Here is a 16,764-nt window from a genome sequence, read left to right as displayed (position 1 = left end):
AGACGGCGTACGGTTCTACCCGTTCGCACGACGCTTCGCAAGATATCGGCGCATGGCGACGTTGCCCACCACCACGATAGCGCCGACGATCACAACGGAGATAGTCAGGTACAGCAGGAACGCTAGCATCGCCATGTCGTCGGCGTTGTCCATGTCCTGCTTGCAGGTCATGCGCAGAATGAAGCTGAGGAACATCTGAACCGAATAGGGCAGGTTCATCGACAGCAGGTCGAACAGGCTGACCAGTGCGAGTGCTCCGACAAGCGTAATGACTGCGTTCACCGCCGCGACGAGCGCCCCGAGGAGAAGCCGCTTCATCGGACCATGACCTTGCCATATGCGTTGAACGTCTCGCCGGGAATCGGGATAGAAGGCTTGCGCGAGCGGATGTGCCGCTCCAGCCGGGCGAAGTCCAGCGGATTGACGACGGTGATGCACCCCTTGCTCAATCCCTGCGATACGCGTCTATCGATCCGATGCCTGAACATTGAAGACGCGATGTTCTCCGTCTGTTCAGGTCGAGCGTGCAAAGTATCGGTGCCATGCACCTTCCTCACCAGACCATGTTCCAGCCGTCCTTGCAGATCAGATTGCCGTCGGGATAGGACCACTGCATCTCCTCGTACATCAGTTCGACGATCTCGAAGTGGTTTCGGTGCGCAGACGGCTGTTCCTTGATATTCAGCACTCGTGGGACGACCGACATTATCTTTACGTTGCGCATGAGCGTGTTGAAATATTCTTCTTCTCTCCCGGCTTCGCTGGTGCGATGCCACTTCACTTCGGCGGACCAGAGCGTCATTGCGCGCGACACGGCCATGTACAGAATGGGAGACGACTTATCGACCTCCTTTTCGATCGTCAATGGCTGATGCGAGCGCGCCCCCAATCGGCCGTACCAGACTCGATCCGGCTATCGGCGTGCCATCGGGGTCGGTGAGCCAGAAATGCAGAGGAACGGCCATGTTGGACCTCCCCTGGAAATGGAGGCAATCCAAGGACACGGCGCTGTTTTTTCCTTCGACGTCGATCAAGCGCCGTTAATTCGGCAGGCGATGGAGACGGGAAGGTCAGGACCGCGTGACAGTTCGAGAAGGTGGTGCGAGCGAGGCGCCTGCGCACTGTCAGGCTCCGACGTCGATGGACTCGCCTGGCGCAGTTGACAGCGATGAAGAATGGGCCGGCCGTGGAGTCGACAAATCGACCAGCGCAAACGCCGGCGTTCGAGTCCCCTCAACCCGTCGCAATCATCAACGCCCCGGTCGCCGCCAGCGCGCCGCGCCACAGCCAGTCGAAGTTGACCCACCCGCGCCTTAACAACCCAAGCCCGACATATTCATAAGCGACGAGCGCGATCGCCGCGCTGGTCACGAACGTCGTGACCGTGTGAAGCGCGGCGAACTGCAACGACACGCCCAGCACGTTCGACGCACCGCCGCCTCCGCACAGCGGCAGCATCGCGGGCATCAGCATCAGCCCCGCGCCGTGCAGCGTCGCCATCGCGGCCGACCACGCGGCCAGCCCCGCGAAGCTCGCGGTCATCCCGATGCGCACGCGATGCCGATGTCCGTACAGATGCTGATACACGGCCCAGCCGATCAGCAGCGCGCCGAGCAGCCAGTGCAGCCACGCGCGCGGCAGCGACGCGCCGAGCATCGCGGTCGAACTCGTGAACAGCAGGATCGACGCCGCATGGCCGAGCGCGAGCGGCGGCAGCGCCATCAGCAGCGCCGTGCGGCTGCCGCGCTGCAAGCCGAGCGCGGTCGCGAACAGCCACCCCATCGCCGGATTCGCGCCATGAAAAAGGCCGCTGCCGACGACGGCCGCCCACGTGGCCGCCGATCCCGCGTCGAAGAGTCCGTCCATCATCCGTGTCCGTTGCGGTTACGGATAGCAGTACGAGTCCGACGAGCAGTCGCCGCCTTCGAGCCGGATCTGATGCGGACGATGCGTGTCCGGCCATTCGACGAAGAAGTCGCCGTCGAGCGCAAGGCCGCCGCCGGGCGCGGCATCGAGTTTCACCATCCAGCCTTTCACGCCGTCCGGATAGAACTGTTCGTCGATCACGCCGTACAGCGAGTTCGTGAAGTACACGCGGCTGCCGTCGCGGCTTACCTCGACCATCTGCGGGCCGCCGTTCAGCGGTCTGCCACTCGCCTTCGGATGCGTTGCGCGCGAAACGATCCCGCCGATCCGAACGGTGCCGGTCAGGCGCGGATGTTCGGGATCGGACACGTCGTACTGGCGTAGATCGCCGGTGCCCCAGCACGACACGTACAGGAAGCGGTCGTCGAGCGACAGCGCGATGTCGGTGACGAGCGGCGGCACCGCGCTGAAGCCCTTCAGCAGCGGCGGCAGCAGGTCGGGGTCGGCGGGTTCGGCCGGAATCTCGATGATCTTGCGCGCGGCCCACTGGTCGCCGTCGAGGTACCACTGCCAGATCGACGACGACAGGTCTTTCAGGCTGATCACCGAATTCACGAAACCGTAGGGGCGTGTCGGGTTGTGCGCGGGCCGCAGTTCGAATACGAGCTGGTTCTCCGCGCCGAAGTCGAGCGTCTGTTTGTGCCTGCGCGTGTGCAGATCCCAGAAGTGCAACTGGTGTCCGTACTGGCCGCCGAGCAGCACTTCAGGGACGAGGCCGTTCTCGAACGTCGCGGGCAGGCCCCATTCGCTCGTGACGACCGTGTCATAGCCGAGATGCCACCAGCCGTCATACGCGAGTTGCTGCGGCCCGCGGTCGATTTCCCACTGCCCGCGAATGTCGAACGTTTCGTGGTCCATCAGGAAGATGCCGCCGGGCGCGTCGCCTTCGGCGTTCGCGAGCGACACCACGTAGATGCCCTCGGGACCGCAATGAACGGTATGCGGCCGCGTGTAACCCGCCTGTTCCGCGACGTCCCGCGGCTCGTGCACGCGCACGATCTGCGGATGGCGCGGATCGGGCTTCGTGTCGACGATGTGGATGCGCGACGAGCGCAGTCCCGGCACGACGAGGTAACGCCGCTCGGAATGCGGATGCGGCGCGTTCGGACACAGGCATGAACTGCATGCGTTCCAGCCGAAGTGATGCAGTTCGTCGCCGAGGTTCGGCATCGCGACGCGGTTCACGATGCGGCCGAAGTCCGGCGAGCCGGGATCGAGATCGACGACGTCGAGCGCATCGGGCACGCTGCGCGTCGGGTCGAAGCTGGCGACGTAGGCCAGCGTTTCCTTCGGTGCGTCGCCGGCCATGCGGGCCGACGGATAGAAGGTGGGATCCGGTTTCCATGTCGCCATTGCAAGTCTCCTCCAACGGTGAACCCCTATCATGCATCAGCCGCGAACGCGTTGCGCGTCGGCGTTGCATATTCATGCCGGTGGAAAGCTTTGCGGATTCAGGCCGATGGAGACGTGCGAGGGGGGAGATAAGCGGTCCGTACGGAATCCGATTGAATCGGCGGTGCGGACCGTCAGGGAAGAAAACGGCGGCACGGAAGGCCGCCGCGCGCCACCTTAGCGGTTGGCGATGTACATCGTGATTTCAAAGCCGAAACGCAAGTCGGTGAATTGGGGTTTCGTCCATTGCATGGTGCAGTCTCCTTCGGATGAATGGGCCGCGCATCGCGGATTGGCGGAGGCGGTTCGGCATGGGTCGCGGCAGTCGCGGCGCACGCCGGCCGGTCTGGAAATGATGCGCTTAAATGCCTGCTGCGTAAACGCGATAGCACGACGATCGGGGTAAACCTGCAAGCGAAACGTCCACGAATTACTGCATCGCGTGCTGGAAAAGCGGTAAGAACTGACATACGCTTGATGACGCCCCACGGCGCTCGCCGCGCGGGTCTCGTCCTCCCGATACGGCTGTTCATCGCAAGAAAGCAAAGAAGCAGTCGCTGTTCCTGAACATCGTGACCGTTCGCGCGCCTTGTTTCGCGCGGCCGGCGCACGTCCGTATCGAGAGCAGTCGCGCATTCATCGGAGGAATGCGCAACGCAGCAGGAAGCAGAAAAAACGAGGAGACGTCCATGCGCCCGTTCGGCAGCCGGCTGTCCGCTTGCGTCTGTTTGTTCGTTTCGATGTGGGTCGCGTCCCCCGGCTTTGGCGCCGACGAGGTGCAGGGCGGCGCGACCACCGCGGCCGCGCCCGTGCCGTCCGCGTTCACGCCGGTATCGCAGCAGCAGCTGGACGCCGCCGCCGGCGATAGCGCGAACTGGCTGCATCCGAACGGCTCGTACACGCAGACCCGCTTCTACCCCGGCACGCAGATCAACGCGGGCAACGTCGCGCGGCTGAGGCCGGCGTTCATCTTCCAGACCGCGGTGAACGAATCGATGGAGACGGCGCCCATCGTCAAGGACGGCGTCATGTTCCTGACGACGTCGTTCAATCACGTGTACGCGATCGACGCGACGACGGGCAAGGAATACTGGCACTACCGGCACAAGATGGGGCCGATCACGACGTTCTGCTGCGGGCCGAACAATCGCGGCGTCGCGATCGAGGGCGATCGGCTGTTCATGGGGACGCTCGACGCGAAGCTCGTTGCGCTCGATGCGAAAACCGGCAACGTGCTGTGGCAGACCGACATCGCCGATCCGGAAGAGGGTTATTCGGAAACGATGGCGCCGGCGGTGGTCGAAGGCAAGGTGCTGATCGGCACGAACGGCGGCGAGTACGGGATACGCGGCTTCGTGAAGGCGTTCGATGCGGCGACCGGCAAGCTGCTGTGGACCTTCTACACGATTCCGGACTCGGGCCAGGAAGGCGTCTGGGCGACGAAGGACCCGACCGGCCGCGACCTGAAACGCGACATCGACGCGGAGAAGCAGCAGTTGTCGAGCAAGGGCGGCGACTTCTACAAGACGCTCGGCGGCGGCATGTGGATGACCCCGGCGATCGACCGGCAGACGCGCACGGTGATCTTCGCGGTCGGCAATCCGTCGCCGGACCTGTACGGCTCGATTCGTCCGGGGGACAACCTGTACACCGATTCGCTCGTCGCGATCGATCTCGACACCGGCAAGTACAAGTGGCATTACCAGTACGTGCCGCACGACGTCTGGGACCTCGACGCGGTGAGCCCGCCGATCCTCGTGAACGTGCGCGACGCGCGCGGCCAGATGGTGCCGGCCGTGTTGCAGGCGGGCAAGACGGGACATGTGTATGTGCACGACCGGCGCACCGGCGAACTGATCCGCTTCTCGGAAGCGATGATTCCGCAGGAGAACATGTGGGCGCTGCCGACCGCGACCGGCGCGCGGATGCTGCCGGGCGCGAACGGCGGCGTCGAATGGTCGCCGATGGCGTTCGATCCGAAGACGCGCCTCGCGTATGCGGCGAACCTGCATCAGCCGATGACGTATCAGGTGGAGGAAGCCGCGTATCCGGGCGGCAGCAAGCTGTGGCTCGGCGGCGCGTTCAAGACGATTCCGTCCGAGGAGCAGTGGGGGCGTCTCGTCGCGGTGAACGTCGATACCGGCAAGATCGCGTGGGCGTACAAGACCGATCAGCCGCTGATCGGCGGCGTGCTCGCGACGGCAGGCGGGCTCGTGTTCAACGGCGAGGGCAACGGCCTGTTCCGCGCGTTCGACGCGGCCACCGGCAAGAAGCTGTGGGAGTTCCAGTGCGGCGCGGGCGTGAACGCGCCGGCGGTGTCGTACACGGTGCACGGCAAGCAGTACGTTGCGGTGGCGGCGGGCGGCAACACGCAGCTCGACTTCAAGCGCGGCAACTCGGTCGTCGTGTTCGCGCTGCAATGACGGGCCGTGCGAAGCGAAGCGTCGGCGCATGGCGCACGGCGGCTCGGCTCCTGTGCCTCTGCGTGGCGCTCGCGCATACGAACGCACGCGCGGACGCAACTGCGGGCGAAGCGAAGGCGCAGGTGTGCGCCGCGTGCCACGGGCCGATGGGCAACTCGGCAAATTCCGACTACCCGGTGCTCGCCGGCCAGAGCGCGCGTTATATCTATCTCGAACTGAAGGACTTCAAGGAGGGCCGCCGCAGCGATCCGCGCATGTCGCCGATGGCGGCGAACCTGTCGCGCGACGACATGCTCGATCTCGCCGCGTACTTCGCCGCGCAGAAACCGACGCCGATCGCGTTCAGCGCGGACCCCGCGAAAATCGAGGCCGGCCGTCGCAAGGCGGCCGAGGTGCTGTGCACGATGTGCCACCTCGGCGGCTTCGGCGGGCAGAACGAGATACCGCGCGTCGCCGGGCAGTACGACCAGTACATCGTGAAGCAGTTGAAGGACTTTCGCGACCGCCGCCGCACGAACGACGCGGGCAACATGACGAGCGTGACGAAAGGGCTGTCCGACGAGGACATCGAGAACCTCGCGGCGTATATCGCGAACCTGCAATGAGCGCGCAGCGAGCCTGCGATGACGACGGCGAGGCACACAGGAGACGCACCATGAACGGAACGGCTGGCTCGTCAGCGCAAGCGGTGGTCGTTGCGTTCGTCGCCTTGTTCGCCGCCGTGCTGCCCCTGCCTTCGCTCGCGGCGGCCGACGACGCATCGCTGAACCAGCAGTTGCTGATGGCCGCGCGCGCCGGCGACGAAGCGGGCGTGCGCGGCGCGCTCGAAGCGGGCGCGGCCGTCGATTCGCGCAACCGGATCGGCGACACCGCGTTGATTACCGCGTGCAAGCGCGGCTCGCTGCCGATGGCCCAGGCGCTGATCGAGCGCGGCGCGAACGTGCGGCAGGCGGATGTCGCCGGCGTCACGCCGCTGATGGCGGCGGCATACGACGGCGCGGACGCGATCGTCGCGCTGCTGCTCGCGCACGGCGCTGACCTGTCGGCGACGGACCGCGTCGGCAAGACCGCGATGGAATATGCGGCGGGCGAAGGGCAGACGGCGGTCGTGCTGCGGCTCGTCGATGCGGGGCTCGACGTGAATCGCCGCTATAGAAACGACCTGACCGCGCTGATGTGGACGGCCGGCTACGACCGCGACGACACCGCGAAGGCGCTGCTCGCACGCGGCGCGAATCCGTCGCTGCGCGACAACCGCGGGATGACGGCCGCCGACATCGCCGCGCAGACGCATTCGATGCACGTCGCGACGCTGCTGCGTTGAAGCGCGGCGGCGTCATTCAGCGCACCGGTCGCGGACGCGGCTCGGTGACGAAACCGAGTTGTGCGATGCCCGCTGCCTGCGCGGCCGACATCACGTCCGCGACGCGTTCGTAGCGGACGTTGCGATCCGCGTGCACGCGCAGTTCCGGCTGCGGATGCATAGCCGCGGCGGCCGCGAGTTTCGCATCGAGGTCGTCCATCGTCACGCGCTCGCCGTTCCACAGCACCACGCCGTTCGCGTCGATCGCGACGTCCGCGTGCGGCGCGACGATCCGCTCCGGCTGGCTCGCGACGCGCGGCAGATCGATCTTCAGCGCGTGCTGCAACGCCGGGATCGTCACGAGGAACACGATCAGCAGCACCAGCATCACGTCGACGAGCGGCGTCATGTTGATCTCGCTCATCAGCGCGTCGTCGCCCGGCAGTTCGTCGCCGGAAGGGCCGGTCATTGCCATTCGAACGCTCCTCCCGCGCCGCCGCGCGGGCCGCCTTCGCCGTTCGCGTCTTCATCGGCATTCTCGCGCGCGCTGTCCTGCTCGCGTTGCGCGACGACGCGCATGCTCGCGCCGCCCTTCGACGGCAACTGCGCGCCGGTCACGAGATACGCATGCAGGTCGTGCGCGAAGCGGTTCAGCTTCAGCACGACGCCCCGGTTCATCCGCGTCAGCGCGTTGTAGCCGAGCACCGCCGGGATCGCGACGAACAGGCCGAACGCGGTCATGATCAGCGATTCGCCGACCGGGCCGGCGACGTGATCGATCGACGTCTGCCCGGTCTCGCCGATCACGAGCAGCGCGTGATAGATGCCCCATACGGTGCCGAACAGCCCGACGAACGGCGCGGTGCTGCCGATCGACGCGAGCACCGCGAGGCCGCCCTGCATCCGCGCGATCCATTCGTCGAGCGTGTTCTTCAACTGGCGCGTGATCCAGTCGGACATGCCGATCCGTTCGTGCAGTTGAGGATGCGCGGCGCCGTGATGCTCGACCGCCTCGCGGCCCGCCAGCGCCAGCGCGAGCAGCGGGTTCTGCTCCGGCGCCGGCGCGGCCGCGCCGAGCTGCGCGATGCCGGCGTCGAACGACGCCGCTTGCCAGAACGGCGCCGCGCCGACCTCGACGATGCGCGAAAGCATCGCGATGCGCCACAGCTTCACGATGATGACGGCCCACGACAGCACCGACATCGCGAGCAACGCCACGAGGATGCCGCGCGTGACCGCGTCCCCCTGTTCCCATACGTTCGACAGACCATAGTGCTGCATCGCTGACGCTCCCGGGGCCGCGCGCGGCCGCATCGATCAGTTGCCGAGTCCGAACACGAACGGCTGCGCGTACGCGACGCGCACCGGCACGCCGGCCTCTTTCCATGGACGGCACGCGCTGCCGTGCAGCGCGCCGAGCGCGGCGTCGTCGAGCCGCGCGGAGCCGCTGCTCTGCTGGATGCGCGCGCTCTCGACGCGGCCGTCCACGCCGACGACGAAGCGCACGACCGCCGTGCCGCTTTCGCCGCGCCGCCGTGCTGCTTCAGGATAGTCCGGCTGCGCGATGTTGCAGTCAACATGCGAAACCTCTTTGGGCGCGGCGGTCGCGATGGACGGGGCGGACGGCTGCGCGGCCTGGGCTGCTGGCGCGGTCGTGGCCGGCGTGGGCGTGTCGTGAGCGACCGCTCCGACCGCTCCGACGGCTGCGGGCGGCGCGGGTTGCGTGGCGGCCGACGGCGGAACCGGCAGCGTGGGCGCGGGCATCTCGCGATGCGCGGCCGGCGGCTTCGCGCGCAGTTTCGGCGTGACGGCCGGCTTCGGTTGCACTGGCGTCAGGGCGGGCCGCGCGGCGGCCTCGCGCGGCGGAACCTGGGCGGGCGTGGCCGCTGGCGCAAGCGGCGCGACAGGCGCTGCGCTCAGCAGCCGCGCGACGATCGTGCGCGGCGGCTCGGGCGGCGGCATCGGACGCTCGCGCGAGCGCAGCATCCACACCGCGAGCGCCGCATGCAGCGCGAGCACGACCGTGAACGCGACCGCGAATTCGCGCCGCGCCGTAACCTTCGCGCTGGAGCCGAAATGAAACGCCGTTGCCTGTCGCATTGCCGCCGCCGTGGCGCGCCGCCATCCTGTTGACCGGATACCGCGATTGTCCTCCGCCGTCGCGGGCGTGACGCGGCGGCCGGCGAATTCGGGAGCTTTTCCCGGCCCGTTGCGTTGCCAAACGCTCGTGCGATCGGCTAAGTTGGCGCCATACCTCGAAGTGAACGACATGGATGGAGGACAGACATCATGCAGCAGAAACGACTGCGGTTCCCCCGGCCGCTGCGGCCCGTTGCGCTCGCCGTCGCGTGCGCGCTGGCCGCCGGGACCGCGCTGGCCGCCGCCGCGCCGCCGAACGCGTATGTGACGAGCGAAAAGGCCGGCGTCGGCGTGATCGACCTCGACCAGATGAGCCTCACAAAGACGTTCCCGGTCGGCGCGGACGGCCCGCGCGGCCTGAGCCTCACCGCCGACGGCAAGCTGTTGCTGGTCGCGAACAAGAACACGGGAGACCTCGCCGCGATCGACACCGCGACCGGCGACGTCGTGCAGCGCGTGAAGATCGGCAAGAACCCCGAATACGTGCGCGTGCATCGCGGTTTTGCCTACGTGACCTATGAGCCCGGCGAGAATGGGCCGCCGCCGGGCGCGGGCGGCAAGCCCGACGCGGGCAGGCCGGATGCGGGAAAACCCGACGAACACGCGGGCGGCGGCAAGCCCGGCGCGGACGACGACGCGAATGAGCCGCCCGCCGAAATCGCGATCGTCGATCTGAAGACGTGGCGCGTCGTGCATTCGGTGACGAGCGGCCACGAGACCGAAGGCGTCGAGTTCTCGCGCGACGGCAACGAGATGCTGGTGACGAACGAGGGCGACGACACGGTGTCGGTTTATCACGCGCGCACCGGCGCGCCGATCCGCACCGTGAAGCTCGCGGCGGGCGGACGGCCGCGCGGCATCCGGCTGTCGCCGGACGGCAGCGTCTACGTGGTGACGCTCGAATCGTTGAGCAAGTTCGTCGTGCTCGACGCGCACGACCTGAAGGTGCTGAAGACCGTCGATACGAAGCTCGGGCCGTATGGCATCGCGTACGGGCCGGACGGCAAGCGGCTGTTCGTCGCCGCCGCGCGCGACAAGGCGTTGCAGGTGTTCGACGCGAAGACCTATGAACACGTCGCGGACGTGCCGGTCGGGCAGCGTTGCTGGCACTTCAGCTTCACGCCGGACGGCTCGAAGCTGCTCGTTGCGTGCGGCCGTTCCGATGCGGTGTACGTGCTCGATGCGCGGAGTTATCAGCCGCTGAAGCAGATCGGCGATCTGCCGCTCGCGTGGGGCATCGTCACGTGGCCGGCGAGCGACGGGTCGATCGTGTCGCATTGAGCGCCGCATTCACGACGCGGCGTCGCATGACGGAGCAAAGCCCCGGCTGAAACCGGGGCTTTTTCGTTTGCCCGCAGCGTGCGATGAGTGCGGCCGCGCGGCCGCATTCGTCATTCGTCAGCGCAATGCGCGGCTCCCGGCTTTGTCGAGCGGGGACGGCACGCATCGAAGAACGGGGACAGTCACCGGAAGGCGGACAAGGCGAGGATTGTGGCGCATGGTGCTCGGCAATGCGTCTTGAATGTCCGCGTCTTTACACTACCCTTAACGTAGCTCGCGTGTCCGTCGGTGGAGCGACCCATGAGTTACGACGAAGACTGGAACCGGGGCAGGCAAGGCCTGCTGCCCAATGGAAGAGACAACGAAGCGTATCGGGAGGGCCTGCGCGCCCGCGAGGCCTGGATGCGCGAGACGACGAGCAGCCCGCTCGTGCCTCACTACGGCGGGGCCGCGCCGCGCGAGGTGCAGCCGCAGCCGCATGCGCCGTTCACGTTGTCGGGCAGCGCGCGATCGGGGGCGATGCTGTTCGTCGTCGGTTACGCGCTGTATGCGCTGACCGCGCTCCATCTCTCGTGGCCCGTGCTGGGCGCGCGCGCGTTGCTCGCTGCGTTCGCGGGACTGCTCGCCGGCGTGTTCTTCTTCGCGGCGGTCCATATCGTCAAGTTCGCGGTGAAGGCGCTCGTCATCGTATGCGCGATCGCGCTGATTCTTCAGTTCTTCGGCATGTCCGCGCCGATGGCGTGGCTGCTGCGGACGTTCGATTCGCTGTTCTAGCCTGCGGACCGGAACGCGGCGGCGCACACGCGCACCGCGCCTGGGTCATGCCGCCGCGTCCACCGGACTACTTCCACGCATACCTCAACCCGACCCACGCCCCGCGCGGCGCACCCACGCCGACGAACTGCTCGTTGGCCGGATTGGTCCCGTCGAACGTCCGACCCGGCCCGGTGAAGAAGTTCTCGCCGAGCACGCCGAAGCTCGCATAACGCTTGTTCAGCAGGTTCGTCACGAGCGCGAACACCTGCAACTGCTTCGTCACGTTCCACGTCGTGTCGAGATCGACGAGGAAGTACCCGGGGATCTTGCCGTTCGAGTCCTGGTTGTTCTCGTCGCCGCGCGCGAAGATGCTGCCGCGCCACGTCAGGTTCGCGCCGAAGTTCAGTGCCGACAGCGGCGTGTAGTCGAGCCGCAGCTTCACCGTGTTCGCGGGGATGCCCGGAATGCGGTCGCCGGAATGCACGGTGATGTTGCCGTTCCCGTCCGAGCTTGAATTGCTCGGGCTGCTCTCGGTCCACGTCGACTGATACGTCGCGTCGACGTAGCTGTAGTTCGCGCCGACGCCGACCGGCCCCCACTGCGTATGCCCGCCGAGTTCGAAGCCCTGGCGGCGGGTCTTGCCGACGTTCTGGAAAAAGCCCTGATTCGCGGTCACCGCGCTGCTGATGAACTGGATGTCGTCGGACAGCGTCGTGCGGAACGCGGCGACGCTCCACGTCGTCGCCGAGCCGACCCGGCCGCGCGCGCCGACCTCGAACGTTTTCGACACCACCGGCTTCAGCGCCGGGTCGGACAGGAAGTCGTTCGGCAGCGAGCACGGCGCGCTCGGGTCCGCGCACGCGAGTTCGATCGCGGTCGGCGAGCGCATCCCCTCGTTGTACGTCGCATACGCGGTGAAACCCGGCACTGGGTTCCAGTTGACGCCGAACGCGGGGTTGAAGCGCGAGAACGTATGGCGCGCGTTCAGCCCCGGCTGCTCGCCGGTCTGATCCGCGATGTTCGCGCGCGCCCAGTTGTAACGGCCGGAAAACGTCGCGGACCACTGGTCGGTGATCGACAGCGTGTCGCTCACGTAGAGCCCGTAGTTCGCGTTGCGCGTCTTCGCGTCGGTTTCGAGGTCGTAGTCGCCGATGCCGATCGTCGCGCGCGACGGCGTGAAGAACGCGTCCTGCGACGACTCCTGATAACGCGTGTTCGCGAAATCGGCGGCGGCGCCCGCGACGAGCTGGTTCTTCATCCCCAGCACCTTGCCGAGCAGCGTCAGTTGCAGGCTCGCGCCGTAGCTGTCGGTCGTCACGTCCGAGCGTTCGTTGGTGCCTTGCGGCGAGTCGTCGTCGTCCGGGTCGAAGTCGCCGTTGGTGTTGCTGCTGATGTTCGTGTTGTCGAAGTGGCGGTAGTACACGTTGCCGCTCAGTTCGACGTTGTCGTTGAAGTAGTGGTCGCCGTTCAGCGTCACGTACGCGGCGCTGTTCTTGTTCTGGTCCGGGAACGTGTACGCCTGGCGGCGGTTGTCGAGGAACGAGCGCGGGATCGTCTGCGAGCCTTGCAGGTCGTTGTCCGCGCCGCCGGCGGACAGCGACAGCGTCGTGTCCGCATCCTTGTAGCGCAGCTTGCCGAAGCCCTGGCGCACGCGGCTCGAATTGTGGTCGGCCCAGCCGTTGTCGTTCGTGAGGTTGCCGGTCGCGTAGTAGTCGAGGTTCTGGCCGATCGTGCCGCCCTGTTCCAGTTGCGCGGTCTTGCGTCCCCACGAGCCGCCGCTGATCTCGGCCGAGCCGCCGGGGTTGTCGCGGCCGTTCTTCGTCGTGATCGCGAGCGCGCCGCCGAGCGTGTTCAGCCCATAGGTCGGGTTCGAGCCGGGGATCAGCTGGATCGTGTCGATCGCCTGCTGCGGAATCAGGTCCCAGTTCACGACGTCGCCGAACGGCTCGTTGATCCGCACGCCGTCCATGAACACCGACAGCCCCTGCGGCGTGCCGAGCAGCGGCGACGCGGTGAAGCCGCGATAGTTGACGTCCACCTGGTACGGGTTGCCCTGCGCCTCGTTGATCGCGACGCTCTGCACGTTCTTCTCGAAGAAGTCGGTCAGCGTCGAGTGGTGCTGGCGGTCGATGTCCGCGCCGCGCACGGTCTGCACGTTGGCCGGCACCTGGGTGAGCGGCGTGCCGATGCCGAGGAGCGGCGTCGTGCCGATCACGACGATCGGCGCAAGCTGGCGCTCGGGTCCGGCCGGCGCGGCGGTGTTCGCGGCGGTCCCGGCCGCGGGCGTGACCGCGACGGCGGACGCCGCCTCGGGCGCGGCCTGCGCCCACACGGCGGGCGGCGCGCCCGCGAGCGCGGTGCCGAAGAACAGGGTGAGGCCGGCGCGCCGACGAAAGCGCGGCCATGACGGGAGGAGGTCAGGTCTGCACATGGTTGTCTCTCTTGTCTCGCCCATGGTTTTCGTCCATGGATCTCGCCCATATGCCGGCGCGGGAGGAAAGCGGCCGGGCTGTCTTTGTTTCTCGCGGGCCGCGCCGGCAGTCGCGCGCGGTTGACAGGAGCTTTACACACGGTTTGCGGAACGGCTTGGGAGAATTTCCCGAAGTGACAGGGAACGTTTCCCAAAGCGGGGTCAATGCCGCGTTCGCGATGCGCGCGCGGTTAGAATGCGCTCGTGATGCCACGCGAAAACGCCCCCCGTTCCGCTTCGAGCCGGCCGCCGTCATCGACGGTGTGGCGCGACCTTGCATGCGTGGTCGTCGTGACGGCGATCGTCGCGGCGCTGTGCGTGAGCTTCGACGTGAGCGAACTCGCATACCGCTGGACGCGCCGCGCGGAACGTTTTCAACTGGACGAACTGCCCGCGACGCTGCTGATGCTCGCGCTCGGCCTCGCGTGGTTTGCGTGGCGGCGCTGGCGCGAACTGCAACGCGAACTGGTGCGCCGCCACGCGCTCGAAAAAGAGGCCGAACGGCTGCTCGACGACAACCGGCGTCTGGTCGTCCAGGCGAACGATGCGCAGGAGCGCGAGCGCCGCCATCTCGCGCGCGAGCTTCACGACGAACTGGGCCAGTACCTGAACGCGATCTCGCTCGACGGCGCGCGCATTCGCGACCTGTCGGCGCAACGGGATGCCGAGACGCACCGGCTCGCGCTGAACGTCGTGTCGAGCGCGACGCACGTGTACCGGCAGATCGGCACGATGATCCGCCGGCTGCGGCCGACCGGCCTCGACGAGCTTGGGCTCGCGACCGCGATCGAGCATTGCGTGGACGGCTGGCGCGAGCGGCTGCCGGACGCGACGTTCTCGCTCGCGATCGAAGGCGACTTCGGCGGCCTGAGCGACCGCCTGAACATCACGCTATACCGGCTCGTGCAGGAAGGGCTGACGAACGTGTCGAAGTTCGCGCGCGCATCGCGCGTCGAAATCTACCTGGTGCGCGCGCCGCGCGACGCGGTGGACGGCCGGGACGAACCGGAAATGCGCGAGGAAACGCGGGACGCGGGCGGCGTCGACGAGATCGTCGTCACGATGGCCGACGACGGCCCCGGCGTCGATCTGGCCGCGCCGCGCGCGGGCCTCGGGCTGATCGGGATGCGCGAGCGCGTCGAGGCGCTCGGCGGCGAATTCCGGATCGCGAGCGAGCCGGGCAACGGCTTCATGTTCTGCGCGCGGGTGCCCGCTCACGCGGGGCTGGCGGAACCGGTCGCCGTGAACTGAAGGCCGAGGCGGCTCGCCATCCGCGCGAGTTGCACGCCGTTGTCCGCGCCGAACTTCTGGCGGATCGCGGACTGATGATTCGCGACGGTCTTCTGGCTCACGCCGAGTTTCTCCGCGATGCTCGGCAGCGTATACCCCTGCACCAGCAGCCTCAGCACCTCGAACTCGCGCGCGGACAGTTGACGCCCCGGCGGCCCCTCATGGAACGCGTGGCGCATGGCGAGTGCCTGCGTGACGTCGGGGCTCAGATAACGGACCCGCCGCGCGACCGCGCGCACCGCTTCGACCAGCACGTCCGGCGCGCTCGCTTTCGTCACGTAGCCGAGCGCGCCCGCGTCGAGCGCGCGGCGCACGAAGATCGCCTCCTCGTGCACGCTGAACATCAGCACGCGCGCGTCCGGCTCGCGCGCGAGCATCCGCCGCATCGCCTCGATGCCGCTCGCGCCGGGCAGCGACAGGTCCATCACGACGACGTCCGGCGGCTGCGCGCAGAAGCGCTGGTACGCGTGCGCGGCGTCGGCGGCCTCGCCGCTCACGCACATGTCCGGTTCGAGGTCGAGCAGCCGCCGGTAGCCTTCGCGCACGACCGCATGGTCGTCGACGAGCAGCACGGAAATGCCGGTGTGCATCATTGCGGGCCTCCCTTGCCGGAAGCGAAGCGGCGCGAGTTCGCGTCGTTGCGGAACACGATCGGCTGCTCGCGCACATCGGCGGCCGCCGCCGCGCGGCGCACGACATCGACTACCTGTTCGTGCAGCGGAGACAGGTCGCAGACCGGGTCGGTGTTCGCCGCGTCGCCGGTCAGCAGATACGCCTGGCAGCGGCAGCCGCCGAAGTCGCGCGTGCGCTCGCCGCAACTGCGGCACGGCTCCTTCATCCATGCGTAGCCGCGAAAGCGGTTGAACGCGTCGCTGTCGTACCAGATGTCGCGCACCGGCGTGTCCTTCACGTTCGGGAACGTGAGGCCCGGCAGGCTGCGCGCGGTATGGCACGGCAGCGCGGCGCCGTCCGGCGCGACGCCGAGGAACACCGAGCCCCAGCCGTTCATGCACGCCTTCGGCCGGTTCTCGAAGTAGTCCGGCACGACGAAGAAAATGCGGCACTGGTTGCCGTGCGTGCGGCGATAACGTTCGACGACGGCTTCCGCGTGCTCCAGTTGCTCGCGCGTCGGCAGCAGCTGGTCGCGGTTCGCGTGCGCCCAGCCGTAGTACTGCGTGTTCGCGAGTTCCAGATATTCCGCGCCGAGCGCGAGCGCCATGTCGATGATCTTCTCGACGTGCGGAAGGTTGTACCGATGCAGCACGCAGTTCAGCACCATCGGGAAGCCGTGCCGCTTGATCGAGTCCGCGACGCGCTTCTTCAGGTCGAACGTGCGCGTGCTGCTGAGGAAGTCGTTCAGTTCCTGCGTCGAGTCCTGGAACGACAGCTGGATGTGATCGAGACCGGCTTCCTTCAGCGCGCCGAGCCGCGCGTCGGTGAGGCCGACGCCGGACGTGATGAGGTTGGTGTAGAAGCCGAGCCGATGGCCTTCGTCCACCAGTTGTTCGAGGTCGTCGCGCAACAGCGGCTCTCCGCCGGAAAAACCCAGTTGCACCGCGCCGATCGCGCGCGCTTCGCGCAGCACCTTCACCCATTGCGCGGTGTCGAGTTCGTCGCGATGCGCCGTGTAATCCACGGGGTTGTAGCAGAACACGCAATGCAGCGGGCAGCGGTACGTCAGTTCGGCGAGCAGCCACAGCGGCGGCGCGACCTGCGGCGCGCCGGACGCGCCGGCGGCCGGCTGAGCCTGCGGGGAAACGGGTGTCGAGAGATCGGTCATCGTG

18 protein-coding genes are annotated in these 16,764 nt (G+C 67.4%); 6 read left to right on the top strand and 12 right to left on the bottom strand.

Annotated elements, in window-relative coordinates; all coding sequences use genetic code 11:
* Positions 1-15: 15 nt before the first annotated feature.
* The 6 genes from BLV92_RS18650 to pqqA form a co-directional block, all read right to left on the bottom strand.
* Positions 16-318, bottom strand: a complete 303-nt coding sequence (locus BLV92_RS18650; RefSeq protein ID WP_090547743.1) for a hypothetical protein — start codon at positions 316-318, stop codon at positions 16-18.
* Positions 315-557 (bottom strand): hypothetical protein, encoded by a 243-nt coding sequence (locus BLV92_RS18645; RefSeq protein WP_090547742.1) that lies wholly within the window; start codon positions 555-557, stop codon positions 315-317. The genes BLV92_RS18650 and BLV92_RS18645 overlap by 4 nt, the downstream gene beginning before the upstream one ends.
* The gene (tssD, locus tag BLV92_RS18640) at positions 554-865 is read right to left on the bottom strand and encodes a type VI secretion system tube protein TssD (RefSeq protein ID WP_244283845.1); all 312 of its coding nucleotides are present in this window, start codon (positions 863-865) and stop codon (positions 554-556) included. The genes BLV92_RS18645 and tssD overlap by 4 nt, the downstream gene beginning before the upstream one ends.
* A 368-nt stretch (positions 866-1,233) precedes the next feature.
* A complete protein-coding gene (locus tag BLV92_RS18635; RefSeq protein WP_090551169.1) occupies positions 1,234-1,866 on the bottom strand; it encodes a hypothetical protein in 633 nt (210 codons plus the stop codon).
* 18 nt (positions 1,867-1,884) lie between these two features.
* Positions 1,885-3,279 (bottom strand): selenium-binding family protein, encoded by a 1,395-nt coding sequence (locus BLV92_RS18630; RefSeq protein ID WP_090547740.1) that lies wholly within the window; start codon positions 3,277-3,279, stop codon positions 1,885-1,887.
* A gap of 216 nt (positions 3,280-3,495) precedes the next feature.
* Complete coding sequence (gene pqqA, locus BLV92_RS18625; protein WP_090551166.1) at positions 3,496-3,570, bottom strand: pyrroloquinoline quinone precursor peptide PqqA; 75 nt, start codon at positions 3,568-3,570, stop codon at positions 3,496-3,498.
* Positions 3,571-4,058: 488 nt separating this feature from the next.
* Between pqqA and BLV92_RS18620 the strand changes: the two genes are divergently transcribed.
* Genes BLV92_RS18620 through BLV92_RS18610 form a run of 3 tightly spaced genes read left to right on the top strand, consistent with a single transcriptional unit; the run spans position 4,059 to position 7,065 of the window.
* Positions 4,059-5,741, top strand: a complete 1,683-nt coding sequence (locus BLV92_RS18620; RefSeq protein ID WP_243843817.1) for a pyrroloquinoline quinone-dependent dehydrogenase — start codon at positions 4,059-4,061, stop codon at positions 5,739-5,741.
* The gene (locus BLV92_RS18615; RefSeq protein ID WP_090547737.1) at positions 5,738-6,346 is read left to right on the top strand and encodes a c-type cytochrome; all 609 of its coding nucleotides are present in this window, start codon (positions 5,738-5,740) and stop codon (positions 6,344-6,346) included. The genes BLV92_RS18620 and BLV92_RS18615 overlap by 4 nt, the downstream gene beginning before the upstream one ends.
* A gap of 50 nt (positions 6,347-6,396) precedes the next feature.
* On the top strand, positions 6,397-7,065 hold the full coding sequence (locus BLV92_RS18610) for an ankyrin repeat domain-containing protein (RefSeq protein ID WP_090547735.1): 669 nt from the start codon (positions 6,397-6,399) through the stop codon (positions 7,063-7,065).
* Between the two features lie 16 nt (positions 7,066-7,081).
* On the opposite strand, the gene BLV92_RS18605 is transcribed toward BLV92_RS18610, so the two are convergent.
* Genes BLV92_RS18605 through BLV92_RS18595 form a run of 3 tightly spaced genes read right to left on the bottom strand, consistent with a single transcriptional unit; the run spans position 7,082 to position 9,144 of the window.
* The gene (locus tag BLV92_RS18605; RefSeq protein ID WP_090547734.1) at positions 7,082-7,519 is read right to left on the bottom strand and encodes an ExbD/TolR family protein; all 438 of its coding nucleotides are present in this window, start codon (positions 7,517-7,519) and stop codon (positions 7,082-7,084) included.
* Entirely contained in the window at positions 7,510-8,325 is an 816-nt protein-coding gene (locus BLV92_RS18600; RefSeq protein WP_090547732.1) for a MotA/TolQ/ExbB proton channel family protein, read from the bottom strand. The genes BLV92_RS18605 and BLV92_RS18600 overlap by 10 nt, the downstream gene beginning before the upstream one ends.
* 36 nt (positions 8,326-8,361) lie before the next feature.
* Positions 8,362-9,144, bottom strand: coding sequence for an energy transducer TonB (locus BLV92_RS18595; protein WP_167627117.1), 783 nt, complete (start codon positions 9,142-9,144; stop codon positions 8,362-8,364).
* Between the two features lie 189 nt (positions 9,145-9,333).
* On the opposite strand from BLV92_RS18595, the gene BLV92_RS18590 reads away from it, so the two are divergent.
* Positions 9,334-10,464 (top strand): YVTN family beta-propeller repeat protein, encoded by a 1,131-nt coding sequence (locus BLV92_RS18590; RefSeq protein ID WP_090547729.1) that lies wholly within the window; start codon positions 9,334-9,336, stop codon positions 10,462-10,464.
* 300 nt (positions 10,465-10,764) lie between these two features.
* Positions 10,765-11,238 (top strand): hypothetical protein, encoded by a 474-nt coding sequence (locus BLV92_RS18585; RefSeq protein ID WP_090547728.1) that lies wholly within the window; start codon positions 10,765-10,767, stop codon positions 11,236-11,238.
* Positions 11,239-11,305: 67 nt separating this feature from the next.
* On the opposite strand, the gene BLV92_RS18580 is transcribed toward BLV92_RS18585, so the two are convergent.
* Positions 11,306-13,651, bottom strand: a complete 2,346-nt coding sequence (locus BLV92_RS18580) for a TonB-dependent receptor (protein ID WP_090547726.1) — start codon at positions 13,649-13,651, stop codon at positions 11,306-11,308.
* Positions 13,652-13,897: 246 nt separating this feature from the next.
* Here BLV92_RS18580 and BLV92_RS18575 point away from each other — a divergent pair, with 246 nt between their 5' ends.
* Positions 13,898-14,941: a histidine kinase gene (locus BLV92_RS18575; protein ID WP_090547725.1), complete on the top strand. Its 1,044-nt coding sequence runs from the start codon at positions 13,898-13,900 to the stop codon at positions 14,939-14,941.
* On the opposite strand, the gene BLV92_RS18570 is transcribed toward BLV92_RS18575, so the two are convergent.
* The gene (locus BLV92_RS18570) at positions 14,905-15,573 is read right to left on the bottom strand and encodes a response regulator (protein ID WP_373681811.1); all 669 of its coding nucleotides are present in this window, start codon (positions 15,571-15,573) and stop codon (positions 14,905-14,907) included. The two genes, BLV92_RS18575 and BLV92_RS18570, sit on opposite strands and share 37 nt — an antisense overlap.
* Positions 15,570-16,760, bottom strand: a complete 1,191-nt coding sequence (pqqE, locus tag BLV92_RS18565; protein WP_090547723.1) for a pyrroloquinoline quinone biosynthesis protein PqqE — start codon at positions 16,758-16,760, stop codon at positions 15,570-15,572. Before pqqE ends, BLV92_RS18570 begins: the two co-directional genes overlap by 4 nt.
* Positions 16,761-16,764: the final 4 nt, after the last annotated feature.

It is taken from the genome of Paraburkholderia caballeronis, assembly GCF_900104845.1.
GTDB lineage: Bacteria > Pseudomonadota > Gammaproteobacteria > Burkholderiales > Burkholderiaceae > Paraburkholderia > Paraburkholderia caballeronis.
Note: the sequence above shows the minus strand (reverse complement) of the source record. Positions and strands in the feature narration are given on the sequence as shown.

What these genes read in the sequence shown, in the direction of transcription:
- BLV92_RS18595 (WP_167627117.1), bottom strand. Translation starts at nt 9,144, where the DNA reads ATGCGACAGGCAACGGCGTTTCATTTCGGCTCCAGCGCGAAGGTTACG.
- BLV92_RS18635 (WP_090551169.1), bottom strand. Translation starts at nt 1,866, where the DNA reads ATGGACGGACTCTTCGACGCGGGATCGGCGGCCACGTGGGCGGCCGTC.
- BLV92_RS18590 (WP_090547729.1), top strand. Translation starts at nt 9,334, where the DNA reads ATGCAGCAGAAACGACTGCGGTTCCCCCGGCCGCTGCGGCCCGTTGCG.
- BLV92_RS18615 (WP_090547737.1), top strand. Translation starts at nt 5,738, where the DNA reads ATGACGGGCCGTGCGAAGCGAAGCGTCGGCGCATGGCGCACGGCGGCT.
- BLV92_RS18650 (WP_090547743.1), bottom strand. Translation starts at nt 318, where the DNA reads ATGAAGCGGCTTCTCCTCGGGGCGCTCGTCGCGGCGGTGAACGCAGTC.
- BLV92_RS18600 (WP_090547732.1), bottom strand. Translation starts at nt 8,325, where the DNA reads ATGCAGCACTATGGTCTGTCGAACGTATGGGAACAGGGGGACGCGGTC.
- BLV92_RS18610 (WP_090547735.1), top strand. Translation starts at nt 6,397, where the DNA reads ATGAACGGAACGGCTGGCTCGTCAGCGCAAGCGGTGGTCGTTGCGTTC.
- BLV92_RS18585 (WP_090547728.1), top strand. Translation starts at nt 10,765, where the DNA reads ATGAGTTACGACGAAGACTGGAACCGGGGCAGGCAAGGCCTGCTGCCC.
- BLV92_RS18580 (WP_090547726.1), bottom strand. Translation starts at nt 13,651, where the DNA reads ATGTGCAGACCTGACCTCCTCCCGTCATGGCCGCGCTTTCGTCGGCGC.
- BLV92_RS18570 (WP_373681811.1), bottom strand. Translation starts at nt 15,573, where the DNA reads ATGATGCACACCGGCATTTCCGTGCTGCTCGTCGACGACCATGCGGTC.
- pqqE (WP_090547723.1), bottom strand. Translation starts at nt 16,760, where the DNA reads ATGACCGATCTCTCGACACCCGTTTCCCCGCAGGCTCAGCCGGCCGCC.
- BLV92_RS18620 (WP_243843817.1), top strand. Translation starts at nt 4,059, where the DNA reads ATGTGGGTCGCGTCCCCCGGCTTTGGCGCCGACGAGGTGCAGGGCGGC.
- BLV92_RS18605 (WP_090547734.1), bottom strand. Translation starts at nt 7,519, where the DNA reads ATGGCAATGACCGGCCCTTCCGGCGACGAACTGCCGGGCGACGACGCG.
- BLV92_RS18575 (WP_090547725.1), top strand. Translation starts at nt 13,898, where the DNA reads ATGCCACGCGAAAACGCCCCCCGTTCCGCTTCGAGCCGGCCGCCGTCA.
- BLV92_RS18630 (WP_090547740.1), bottom strand. Translation starts at nt 3,279, where the DNA reads ATGGCGACATGGAAACCGGATCCCACCTTCTATCCGTCGGCCCGCATG.